The sequence below is a fragment of the Paenibacillus ihuae genome (genome assembly GCF_001368795.1).
Lineage (GTDB): Bacteria > Bacillota > Bacilli > Paenibacillales > Paenibacillaceae > Paenibacillus_AQ > Paenibacillus_AQ ihuae.
On sequence record NZ_LN831198.1, the window covers coordinates 3065549 to 3076556 of the forward strand.

The 11008-nt window shown below is 49.7% G+C and carries 13 protein-coding genes and 1 pseudogene; 4 read left to right on the forward strand and 10 right to left on the reverse strand.

Annotated elements, in window-relative coordinates:
* From AQR02_RS13900 to AQR02_RS13905, 3 genes and pseudogenes are all read left to right on the forward strand, one after another.
* Positions 1–237 (forward strand): putative quinol monooxygenase (locus AQR02_RS13900; protein WP_054940998.1); only part of this gene is annotated, 237 nt, incomplete at its 5' end.
* 19 nt (positions 238–256) lie between these two features.
* A pseudogene (locus tag AQR02_RS31960) lies at positions 257–346 on the forward strand (LysR family transcriptional regulator); the annotation flags it as partial.
* 215 nt (positions 347–561) lie between these two features.
* A complete protein-coding gene (locus AQR02_RS13905; protein WP_054942106.1) occupies positions 562–1590 on the forward strand; it encodes a zinc-binding alcohol dehydrogenase family protein in 1029 nt (342 codons plus the stop codon).
* A gap of 172 nt (positions 1591–1762) precedes the next feature.
* Here the strand turns inward: AQR02_RS13905 and AQR02_RS13910 are convergent, their stop codons facing one another.
* Positions 1763–3835: a beta-galactosidase gene (locus AQR02_RS13910; RefSeq protein ID WP_054940999.1), complete on the reverse strand. Its 2073-nt coding sequence runs from the start codon at positions 3833–3835 to the stop codon at positions 1763–1765.
* A gap of 187 nt (positions 3836–4022) precedes the next feature.
* Between AQR02_RS13910 and AQR02_RS13915 the strand changes: the two genes are divergently transcribed.
* The gene (locus tag AQR02_RS13915) at positions 4023–4901 is read left to right on the forward strand and encodes an AraC family transcriptional regulator (RefSeq protein ID WP_082451851.1); all 879 of its coding nucleotides are present in this window, start codon (positions 4023–4025) and stop codon (positions 4899–4901) included.
* A gap of 96 nt (positions 4902–4997) precedes the next feature.
* Here the strand turns inward: AQR02_RS13915 and AQR02_RS13920 are convergent, their stop codons facing one another.
* The 9 genes from AQR02_RS13920 to AQR02_RS13955 all read right to left on the reverse strand — a co-directional run bounded on the left by AQR02_RS13920 (position 4998) and on the right by AQR02_RS13955 (position 10740).
* Positions 4998–5285, reverse strand: coding sequence for a Dabb family protein (locus AQR02_RS13920; protein ID WP_054941000.1), 288 nt, complete (start codon positions 5283–5285; stop codon positions 4998–5000).
* 35 nt (positions 5286–5320) lie between these two features.
* Entirely contained in the window at positions 5321–5677 is a 357-nt protein-coding gene (locus tag AQR02_RS13925) for a nuclear transport factor 2 family protein (RefSeq protein ID WP_054941001.1), read from the reverse strand.
* A gap of 24 nt (positions 5678–5701) precedes the next feature.
* Positions 5702–6502: an SDR family oxidoreductase gene (locus AQR02_RS13930; protein WP_054941002.1), complete on the reverse strand. Its 801-nt coding sequence runs from the start codon at positions 6500–6502 to the stop codon at positions 5702–5704.
* 78 nt (positions 6503–6580) lie between these two features.
* Positions 6581–7522: a WYL domain-containing protein gene (locus AQR02_RS13935; protein WP_054941003.1), complete on the reverse strand. Its 942-nt coding sequence runs from the start codon at positions 7520–7522 to the stop codon at positions 6581–6583.
* A gap of 220 nt (positions 7523–7742) precedes the next feature.
* A complete protein-coding gene (locus tag AQR02_RS35145) occupies positions 7743–7865 on the reverse strand; it encodes a hypothetical protein (protein ID WP_280818625.1) in 123 nt (40 codons plus the stop codon).
* Positions 7866–7927: 62 nt separating this feature from the next.
* Positions 7928–8260 (reverse strand): chaperone CsaA, encoded by a 333-nt coding sequence (gene csaA / locus AQR02_RS13940; protein WP_054941004.1) that lies wholly within the window; start codon positions 8258–8260, stop codon positions 7928–7930.
* A gap of 95 nt (positions 8261–8355) precedes the next feature.
* Positions 8356–8679, reverse strand: a complete 324-nt coding sequence (locus AQR02_RS13945) for a putative quinol monooxygenase (protein WP_013312741.1) — start codon at positions 8677–8679, stop codon at positions 8356–8358.
* A 64-nt stretch (positions 8680–8743) separates the two neighbouring features.
* A complete protein-coding gene (locus AQR02_RS13950; protein WP_054941005.1) occupies positions 8744–9835 on the reverse strand; it encodes an FAD-dependent monooxygenase in 1092 nt (363 codons plus the stop codon).
* Positions 9836–9888: 53 nt separating this feature from the next.
* Positions 9889–10740, reverse strand: coding sequence for an SDR family NAD(P)-dependent oxidoreductase (locus AQR02_RS13955; protein WP_054941006.1), 852 nt, complete (start codon positions 10738–10740; stop codon positions 9889–9891).
* Between the last annotated feature and the right edge of the window lie 268 nt (positions 10741–11008).

Below are 11008 nucleotides of genomic sequence, written 5' to 3' on the forward strand. Positions count from 1 at the left end.
CTTCGGAACGAACTGCTGAAAGTCGTGGCGCCTTCACGCGCTGAAGAAGGCTGTTTGGAGTATGTTCTGCATGAGAGCCCTGAACATCCCGAACAATTCGTGTTTTATGAATCCTGGAAGGATGAGATCGCGCTTCAGGAGCATCTCGCCTCCCCCCACTATCAAGAGTATCGACAGGCAGTTGAAGCGCTGCTGGATACTCGGGAAGTCCATCGTTTGAAAAAACTTACAGTGTAGCTGGATCGGGGAAGCCATAATGATCGATTTTAAATGGTACCGCAGCTTCATCAGCATTGATAAGCACCGTTCGGTGTCTGCGGCCACACAGGCAAGAATCTTGACTCAGTGAGACTGTTCCACTTATCCAAAACCTCTCCTCTACTTATTCCCGACCCAGCAAATCCGACGATCCGCTGCTTTCCGGCCAGGAATCGGACGTTATCGTCCACCAGATAGGCCTCTACTCCGATGCAGTAATACTAAGACGCATCATTAACTCGAATTTTTATGTCGTGCCTCACAATGGGTATACTGACTAGTAGGGAAAGGATGTGTTTTATGATGGGAACCATGAAGGCGGTAGGGCTAACCCGATACCTTCCAATTGAAGATCCGGAAAGCCTGGTTGATTTAGTTGTGGAGAAACCACGAGCGACGGGGCGTTACATTTTGGTCAAAGTTATGGCCATATCGGTCAACCCTGTTGACACCAAGGTGCGGGCGCCGAAAGACAGAGTTGAAGACGTCCCTAAAATTTTGGGTTGGGATGTAGCAGGAATTGTAGAAGAGACGGGACCAGACTGCTCACTGTTCCGTCCCGGGGATGAAGTTTTCTATGCGGGCAGCATTGCAAGACAAGGCGGAAACAGTGAATACCATCTGGTCGATGAACGAATCGTCGGGCGCAAGCCTGCTTCCCTCAACTTCACCGAAGCGGCAGCCCTTCCTTTAACCTCTATTACAGCTTGGGAAGCATTATTTAGCCGCATGTTGATTTCCCAAGAACCGGGCGCCAACGTAGGCAAGTCCATTCTTATCATTGGGGCAGCGGGGGGTGTAGGGTCCATTGCCATCCAGCTAGCCAAACAAGTGGGGCTCACTGTAATCGGGACGGCATCCCGGCCGAAAACGGTCGAGTGGGTTCAATCCATGGGCGCCGACTATACGATCAATCACCATGACCCGCTCGTTCCGCAGCTTGAGGCCATTGGGTTTCCAAGCGTTCCGTACATTTTCTGCCTGAATGCATTGGAAAAACACTGGGCTGGCATCAGCGAAGCCGTTTCTCCCCAAGGGGTTGTATGCGCAATCGATGATCCGACATCTCCGCTTAACCTCAATCTGCTCAAGCAAAAAAGCGTCACCTTCGTGTGGGAGTTTATGTTTACGCGCTCACTATTTGAAACGGATGATATGATCGAGCAGCACTTGCTGCTCAATCGGATCGCGGATGCGGTGGATCAACAAAAGCTGAGAACAACACTCGCCGAAGTTCTTGAACCGATCTCAGCAGAGAATCTTCGCCAAGCCCACAAGCTGTTGGAGAGCAATAGGGCGGTAGGCAAGATTGTTCTAGAGGGTTTTGTATAAAACCTGATCTAGAAAAAAAGAAATACTAGATTTCCGTTGTCCGATTGCAAATAATCTTCACCACGAAAAAATCCGTTTCACCAGTAACTCCATCATCTGACATCCTACTATTATCTCTCCCGCAAAAAAAAGACCCGATCAGCCCCCATCGGCTTCTCGGGTCCCTCATATTTTACTTCGCCTTACGCTTCAGCATCGCCAGGCCATTCACCGGCAATTCCAGCTCTGCCGGCACCTCGGCTCCGGATTCCAGATCGGTATAACCGCGTCCGTCCAGCTTGACCGTCTGTACATCACCGCTGAAATTCTGCACGAAAATATACTCATGCTCGCCGTCTGTGCGCAGCTGTGCGGTTACTCCCACAGGCAGATCAGACTCCAGGGTACGGGTGATACCTGCCTTTGCAGTGATCGCCGCATACAGCTCCACGTAGAACGCCAGGTCTTTGACACGTGTAGCCAGATGGTACGCCTCACCTGCACCAAGCTTGTTCCGTGTCAGCGCCGGGCGGCCGGCATAGAAGTCGCTGCGGTAATGGCCAAGCGCCTCTGCGCCTTCCAGATGAATCAGCTCAGCAATTTCATGCGCATCGTAGTCCCCGGACAGATTCAGAACATTCCCGCTTTCCAGCACCAATCCGTTGAGATCACGGCTATGCAGCCCTTCGGTCTCTTCAGCCCAGATGCCCAGCGTCTTGCGAAGCGGGCCAGGGAAGCCTCCAAGATGGCAAAGATCTGTCTCACCGACAACTCCTGACCAGTAGGTAGCCAGGAATGTACCGCCCTGCTCTACATATTGTTCAATCCGCTTCCCGTTCTCCTCACTGATCAGATACAGCATCGGTGCGATCACCAGCTTATAGCGGGACAGATCATCCCCGGAGCCGACCATATCGACCGCAATTCCCTGCTCCCACAGCGCACGATAGTGCTGCAGTACAGTCTCTTCATATTTCAGGCCGGAATTACGGATACCCTGGGCATCCTTGACCGCCCAACGGTTATCCCAGTCATACAGAATGGCCGTCTCGGCAGGTGTCGAAGTGCCTACAACCTCGGTTAAGCCGGCCAGAATCTGGCCCACTTCGGCCACATCCTTGAATACCCGGGTCTCCCCATGACCGCTGTGATCCAGTACGGCACCGTGGAACTTCTCACTGGAACCGCGGCTTTTACGCCACTGGAAATACTGCACAGAATCCGAGCCATGCGCAACGGCCTGCAGAGACGACAGCTTGTGCATCCCCGGGCGCTTCAGCTTGCTGACCGACTGCCAGTTCGTCAGTGATGGCGTGCTCTCCATGAGCAGGAACGGCTTATGCTTGAAGCTGCGGAACAGATCATGGTGCATCGCTGTCCAGGCGGCCAGCCGGGCATCGTCGCCGTCCTCGGTGTAGCCCCAGTCCGGATAAGCATCCCAGGAGACCACATCCAGAATTTTGGCCAGCTCACGGTAATCAATACCATCGATCATGTGCATATTGGTAGTAACCGGCAGATCCAGGTTGTAATCCCGTACAGAGACAATTTCATGACGGCAGAAATCAATCGTCCGCTCGCTGACAAACCGACGCCAGTCGAGGTTCAGGCCGTGTACCTGATTCTCACCATGCGGAGCCGGGGAATCAATCTGCTCCCATGAAGTGTACGTATGACTCCAGAAGGTTGCCCACCAGGCATGGTTAAGCTCATCAAGGCTGCCTTTATATTTGACCTTCAGCCATTCCCTGAACGCATTCTGGCAGAGATCACAGTGGCATTCGCCGCCGAACTCATTGGAAATATGCCAGCCGATGATTGCCGGATGATTCGCATAACGCTCCGCCAGCTTGGCGTTGATCAGCGCTGTCTTTTCCCGGTAGACCGGTGAAGTGTAGCAGTGGTTATGGCGGACGCCGTGCAGATTGCGGACACGGTTCCGTTCAACACGCAGTACCTCAGGATATTTCTCTGACATCCAGGCCGGACGCGCACCGCTTGGAGTCGCCAGGAAGGCGTAGATGCCGTTCTCTGCAAAGGAATCCAGTAAATTATCCAGCCATTCAAACGTAAACACGCCTTCTTCAGGCTCCAGTGACACCCAGGAGAAAATACCAACGGACATCACATTGCAGTCTGCCAGCTTCATCAGCCGGATGTCCTCGCGGAGAACTTCCGGGTATCTTAGCCATTGCTCAGGATTATAGTCGGCTCCGTGCAGCATCACAGGAACCTTGCTGCTGAATGCAGGGGATTTGAGACTCATAATTATATATTCATCCTCTCATTATCTTCCATGTTAGGATGGGACTTTTCTCTGATTGATATCATTCAGAGGTCCTGTCCATTTCACGGATATTCATTTATACTATTTATAATAAAGGATAAATGCTTCCTAACTGTAGGAATAATCTCGCGATTACATAGTACAAAATGAATATGAGGTGAATATTATGCTGCCTTTCTCCCTGGTGGAGCTGCCCCGCGATTCTGATGAATTCCCGCTCTACCCCTACTCGGTCGGCCGCCACATCCAGTACCATCACGTCCGTCCTTCCGGGTTCCCTGTGCATCAGATTTTCCTGATCCGCAGCGGCAGTGGGCTGTTCCGCGACCTAACGGACGGCACCGAGACACTGCTGACTCCCGGCATGGTCTTTGCCTATCCGCCAGACCGGGGGCATGAATATTATCCGCTGTCCCACGAGCCTTGGATTGTCGGGTTTATCGGTTTACTGGGCAGCCAGTCCGAACCTGTGCTGGAGGGGCTTCGCCTACTCCCCTCTGAGCCTTGTCTAACCGGGCGGTTCGAAGAATGCTGGGAGGCCATCGCGGAAATCTGGCACACCGTGGACAAGCATAATGCTGCGCGTCTGGATGAGCAAACCATGCAGGAGCTGTCTGTCACGCTGTACAGGCTGCTCTTAATGCTGCGGCGCAGTGAACCCGGCGCCAGTGATGCTAACCGTCCGGAGGCCGAAACGGTCCGTAATGAGGCACTTCAAAAGGCGGTCCGCCTGATCAACGAGCATTTTACCGAACCGCTGCTGATTGCCAATCTTGCTGCCGCCGTAGGTTACTCCGTGCAGCATTTCCAGCGTCTGTTCCTGCAGGAATACGGTGTCACTCCGCATAAATATCTGCAGAACCTGCGGCTGCAGCGTGCACTGCAAATGATTACCGAAAGCCCGGAACGGCCGGTGCAGGATCTCGCGCTGAACGTAGGTATGGAGACCAATTATTTCATCCGCGTCTTCCGTAAGACTTACGGCTGTACGCCGGGGGTGATGCGCAGCCGTCTTGCCGGTGAACGGGACATCCCGCTGGGATAGGCTCATACAGCCCGCCTCAACAATGAACAGGAAGAACAGGGTGCTGTTTCTATTTCGCAATGATGCGATTGAAGCGACATTTGTAGTTACCTTTTATCAGATTTCGCAGCAGACAGATGCCTGCGTTTCCAGCACCGTACCAATCCGCTTAGCGACATCCTGATGGGCCGGGTGTATAAGGTATTCATCCATGTCTGCTAAGGAAGCAAACTTAGTGATCAGGATCAAATCATATGCTGAAGGGCCAGGGCGAACGTTAGCTTTAACCTGAACATCGAGAAGAACATCTATTTTCCCTCTCATGCCCAGTAGAACGGTTTGAATTTGCTCGATATGTTCCGGTCTCCCGTCCTTCAGCTTCAACAGCAAATGATTTACTATCATTTTTAAGTTCACCTCGTTCCGCATTTGTTCACTTGTTACAATCTTATAGATAGCCTTATTGTAAGCTGCTTAATCTTATAGTTCTCAATCTGAAAATGGAAATCCAGATATAGAGGGTCCGGGAGGCCGGTTTTGTCGAAGTCGCCGTCAACCTTAAAAACCACTATGCTTTCTTCCTCATGCTGTTTAATCTGCTTGGGTTCAAGCGCAATGTTAGCACCAAAGTGATGTTCAGCACCCCATTTTTTTATAGCAGCCTTACCTGCCCACTCTTTGCCTTCATCGAAAACAATTGCATCCTCCGAAAAGCAGTTCACATAAGCATCCGGATCAGGCTTATTGGCAGCAGCTAAAAAATCTTGTATTACTTTCGGAAGCAAACCAGTCTCCATTAGATCAACTCCTTTATACACCCGTTACACAGTGCGGATGGTTCCGCCGTCTATGACATACTCACAGCCGGTAATATAAGAGGCTCTGTCTGAGGCAAGGAAGACCGCAAGCTCGGCAACCTCTTCAGGCTTGGCCGGCCGGCCGAGAGGAATACCGCCAAGCTCGTCCATTAGCTGCTGACGGGCAGTTGTATAGTCCGTTCCGGCTTGTTCAGCCATTCTCCCGATTAAGCGCTCCGCCGCTTCAGTTTCAGTAAATCCCGGTGCGAGTGCGTTGATTCTTATTCCCTTCGGGCCGAACTGGGTCGCCAGGTTTTTACTGTAGTTAACCAGCGCAGCTTTGGCAGCCGAATAAGGCATAGTCATGATGCCGGGAAGCCTACTTTGAATAGAGGAGACATGGACAATTACACCACTTTGCTGTTCGGCCATATATGGCAAAACCCCGCGATCGAGCCCGACGGAAGAGAACAGGTTCGCATTGAACGTTGTTTGCCAATCTTCATCTGTTTGTGTCAAAGCTCCTGCTGTACTGGTGGAGGAACCGCCTACATTGTTAATTAAAATATCCAGACCGCCAAATTTCCGGATTGTTTCCTGAACAATATGATCCACGCCTTCCGGAAGGCTCACATCGGCCTGAATGAACCCTACTCCCTCCGGTAATGACTCAGGTATAGATCTTGCCGTAGCTACAACCTCAGCTCCCGCTGCATGCAGACGCTTTACGATCGCGAGGCCGATTCCCCGGGTTCCGCCGGTCACCAGTGCTCTTTTACCTGCAAATTCTTTGCTCATATTGATTATATCCGGACTGTTATTCATCGTTCTGCTGAAACCTCCTTGGTATGTTTTGAATACAAGGCTAGTGTAATCAACAGAACCTGACAGCTGCGTGTCCAGTTATGATAAATATTTTTCGGCCATTTTGGCCGTGCGGGTTTTGATCTCCAGCCTGACAGACGCCGGCTCCATAACTTCCAGTAAATCTCCATAGGAAAGAAGATATTGAATAAGCCATTCTCCGGAGGGCATTTCTGTAGTAACCCGGAATGATCCGTCTTCCTGCTTCAAAATGTCCTCTTGCTTAAACTCATCCACGATGCGATAGGCTCCCGCTGGTTCTATTTTTAATACCAGGGGGATTCTCGGCATTTCATTAACATTAATAATTTCTTCACGGGAAGTCCCTGCAGACTCCATCCTTTCCTGCTCCTGCAAAAGCTCTAAGAGTTCAACCCCGTTTCCGTCTGAAAGCCTTACATCCGACATTCTGGTAATCTTAAAGGTTCTTAGCGCAACTTTATCAAAACAATAGGCTTCGACATACCAGGCTCTATCCTTAAATAGCAGTTTTACTGGTGCGGCTCTCCGGCTTTTTTGTTCCCCGGCCGCGCTCAAGTAGGTAAACAAAATCACTTTATGCTCCAAAATGGCCTGTTTTAGTAATGTATACAGCTCTTTTTGGTTCAGCCCGCTTCCCCATGGGGAGAAATCGACTTCAATCCAGTTTGTACTATTTTTCCTGAACAAGCTGCTTAACTTTGAGAAGACCTCGTCGGAATCAGGCAATCGGGCTACCGCCAAGCTTTGCAGAGCAAAAAGGATCTCATCCTGCTCCTTGTCAGTAAGCAAGGATTTATTCAGGACAAACCTGTCGGAAAGGGAAATGCCGCCGCCTTTACCTTGGCTGGTATAGACCGGAATTCCAGCCTGGCTCAAGGCTTCAACGTCCCTATAGACCGTTCGGACAGACACCTCGAACCGTTCAGCCAGCTCTGGTGCCGTAACAGTCCCCTTTTCCAATAAAATGTAAGTCATTTGAAGTAATCTGCTGATTTGCATCCGTTCACCTCTTGGTTAGTATAAACAAAAAAACTTGACAAGTTTATGTCAAGTTAAGATTAAACGTTATGATTTACTTTTCTCTGCTTATGATACGGTTCAGCTTAACGGGTCTATCGGAAATATCCCTGTCGATTTCGACATTTTTCCTCACTCGTTGCAGAAAGTGAAGCAGTATTTCCTTTTCTTCTACCAAGTGTTCCAGCATCGTGTAAAAGATCTATTCCGACAACTGGGTATTCGCCAGCAGATAAGCCGCCAGCACCTCATTATGAGGCGCCTGCTCAGTTGCACTGCAAATAATAAAGTCAAAGACGGCACTCTTCTGGAATGCTGTCAGCACCGCCTGTTGCTCTAATCGTCAGGCACTGATTTTTAGGTTGAGTCGCTTTTAGAGTCTTGTTTTTACGCAATAGAAGTACCATTAGGTATTTCAGTATCCGGCTGTAATAGAATAACGTCTCCTTTTTCCGGGACTCCTCCCAAAACTAATACTTCTGATTTGAATCCCGCAATGCGCCGAGGAGGAAAATTGACGATTCCTATAATTTGCTTTCCTACAATTTCCTCAACCTTGTAACGCTTAGTTATTCGTGCACTTGAGGATTTCATCCCGATCTCTGGACCAAAATCAATCTTAAGCTTTATCGCAGGGATCTTTGCTTCATCAAAAAACTCCGCTTCCTTAATCGTTCCGACACGAATATCTAATGCTGCAAAATCATCAATCGTTGCCAACGTTTTATCTCCTTTACTTAAGTATTTACCCGCTTATGAAAATATCCCTGACGCTTTCCGGACAGAAATTAATGAGTTCCGCTCGGTGTTGCATTTCACTGCGCTGGGCGGAATGGCTGCAGGAGTCGAATCCCTTCCTCAATGGATCCCTCCATCAGTTCTAAGAGCTGGGGCACCAATTCCTGCATCCGGGGAGCGCTCAGGTGCCGATCGAGGGCATCCCGGTTCTCCCAGCGCTCGTAGATGATGAATGTGCCAGGCTGGCCTTCTACCTCGTGAGCCTCGTAGTCAATGTTGCCCAAGTCGTTGCGCGACGGAGTGACAGCAGCAGTCATGAATGCCTTCATCTCGGCTTCTCTCCCTGCCTTAGCTCTCGCCTCCCAGAGTACGGTAACGTAACGGTTCTTTGTATCATTCATGCTAATTCCTCCTAATTTATTATGCTTGAAATTCCAATGTATTAATAGCTTAAGTTTAATGCTGTTATAATCGTCCAAAAGAACGATTAAAGCCTTGGCCCCTAAGAACATCTTGACGAACCACGTCTAAACGACGTGTTTGGTATTCACCCAAAGCTTTTATTATCGAATTCGGATACTGTTTTATGGAGTCCATAATGGCAACCGTATCATCAAGTGAGTCATTAAAGCCTGCGCCAGTCATTGGTGACATGGTATGAGCTGCATCGCCGATCATGGCTATTCTTCCTTTTGACAATATATTAGGGATGTATTCATTAACAGGTGCCCCGATTAAACTGCGGTCCTTAATTGCAATTTGCAAAATTGCATCATCTTCTTCATTCCAATTTGCTTGGCTGGTATGTGATAGTTCTTCTAGTAGCGAATCGGGAATAGCCTCACCGTATAAGGAATGCTGGGCAATTCCGCCCTTTAATACACCTAATTCAGACAGCAAATGATTATGCGAATGATCAAACCAGCAAAAACCAATCCATCGCTGGCCAGGATTGGTTCCCCCTTCTATACCCGGCATCACCGCAGTAGTCAATGTACCGGCAGCGCTATTGTTGAAATAAGCACTCGAAAGTTGCCGTTTTTTCCAGTCTTTCTTTGGCAGCAGTTCTTCGTCCACCTTCCCTACCCAAACCAGATAGCCAGCATAATCTGCAAATGGTCTGTCAGGGTTTAAATAGCGGCGGACAATACTGCGATATCCATCTGCGCCAATCAAAAAGTCACCTTTAAACGTCTGCTCCTCTTCACTGGTAGCCCAAGCAGATGATTCATTTTGCCCAACACTAACAATTCGTGTATTGTGCTGAAGGGTAATACCAGGTTCTTTTGCAACCGCATTGCGCAAACGTCCTTGAATGGCTGACCAGGCTTCAACATTGTTGTTACCGTTGGAAGCCAAGTGTCTTAATTCTCGTTCAATTTCACTATTACTATAAGGCTTTGTTTGCAAACGAATAAAAGCACCATTTCTTAATGATGAATCTGCACGTTCAAGAATGGTAACTGTATAACCGGAACGAGATAACGCAAGCCCCATCATTAGACCACTTAATGATCCACCTACAATAATGGCATGTTCAAACTTGTTTTGTGGCATATTTCATTCCTCCATTTTAGCCTTATGTCCATGAGGATTCGTAAAACTGCCCGTTACTGCAGTTTCATCTGGCTGCGGAGCATCCGGTCGAGGAGTTTGTCTGGGAGAATACGGACCAGTCGGGTCAGCAGTGCCGAATCGCGACCGACCGTATAGCGGGTGCGTGGCTTTCTTTCGTGGATTGCGCGTGAAACCACTGCTGCCACTTTCTCAGGGCGGATACCGTCCTTAGCCCACGTTTCAGCCTGAGCCTTCACGGCGTCAAAAAGACGATCATGGCGTCGGTGCTGGTCCGGCGTCATCAACTTGGCCAGCCGCTCCGCTGTCGTAATCCCTTGCTCTGACAGGCCAGTGCTGACACCACCCGGAGTGATCATGATCACCTTGAGGCCAAAAGAGGACATCTCCCTCCGGAGACTGTCATTGATTGCTTCCATGGCAAACTTTGCTGCCGAATATATCCCGAAACCAGGCATGGACACCTTGCCGCCAAGCGAACCAATATTAACTACGCGTCCGCCGCTGGTCAGCAAGGCCGGTGTTAGCGCCTGAATAACAGCGACCTGTCCGATCACGCTGACCTCGATCTGGCGGCGAAATTCATCGAGCGGAACCATCTCAAGAGGTGCATTAACAGCGATGCCGGCATTGTTGACCACTGCCCGCAAAGGGCGGCCAAGCGGATCTTGCTCCACCCGTTTGGCCAGCGCCTTTAGTGTTTCGATATTGGTAACATCGACGATCACCGGCTCGATATTTTTGCGTTTGATTGTATCGGCGTCTTCCTGACGACGAACCCCCGCCAAAACATGAAATCCTTCAGCGGCCAGTTGCTCCGCGGTTGCCCTACCGATGCCGCTGGACGTACCTGTGACCATGACCAGTTCTTGAGTTTTAAATGACATAGTAACCCTCCTAGGTTTGACAAGATATGGATCACGGTATAGCACTGCTATACGAACATTATAGCAGCGCTATACCGTGTTGTCTATAGCGGTGCTATACTTTTTCGAATACACCCTCCAAACATAAAAAAGATCGCCCTCCTCCTGGAGGTCCAGGTTGGATAGGCGATCTTTCTTATCCTCATTTTGAATCGGCGTCCGGCCTTTGGATCAAAATGATCTGCATTACACTTTCCCGAATGAGATCAACGACGTCAGGTTGGGGTGG

What these genes read in the sequence shown, in the direction of transcription:
- AQR02_RS13905 (WP_054942106.1), top strand. Translation starts at nt 562, where the DNA reads ATGGGAACCATGAAGGCGGTAGGGCTAACCCGATACCTTCCAATTGAA.
- AQR02_RS13910 (WP_054940999.1), bottom strand. Translation starts at nt 3,835, where the DNA reads ATGAGTCTCAAATCCCCTGCATTCAGCAGCAAGGTTCCTGTGATGCTG.
- AQR02_RS13915 (WP_082451851.1), top strand. Translation starts at nt 4,023, where the DNA reads ATGCTGCCTTTCTCCCTGGTGGAGCTGCCCCGCGATTCTGATGAATTC.
- AQR02_RS13920 (WP_054941000.1), bottom strand. Translation starts at nt 5,285, where the DNA reads ATGATAGTAAATCATTTGCTGTTGAAGCTGAAGGACGGGAGACCGGAA.
- AQR02_RS13925 (WP_054941001.1), bottom strand. Translation starts at nt 5,677, where the DNA reads ATGGAGACTGGTTTGCTTCCGAAAGTAATACAAGATTTTTTAGCTGCT.
- AQR02_RS13930 (WP_054941002.1), bottom strand. Translation starts at nt 6,502, where the DNA reads ATGAATAACAGTCCGGATATAATCAATATGAGCAAAGAATTTGCAGGT.
- AQR02_RS13935 (WP_054941003.1), bottom strand. Translation starts at nt 7,522, where the DNA reads ATGCAAATCAGCAGATTACTTCAAATGACTTACATTTTATTGGAAAAG.
- AQR02_RS13945 (WP_013312741.1), bottom strand. Translation starts at nt 8,679, where the DNA reads ATGAATGATACAAAGAACCGTTACGTTACCGTACTCTGGGAGGCGAGA.
- AQR02_RS13950 (WP_054941005.1), bottom strand. Translation starts at nt 9,835, where the DNA reads ATGCCACAAAACAAGTTTGAACATGCCATTATTGTAGGTGGATCATTA.
- AQR02_RS13955 (WP_054941006.1), bottom strand. Translation starts at nt 10,740, where the DNA reads ATGTCATTTAAAACTCAAGAACTGGTCATGGTCACAGGTACGTCCAGC.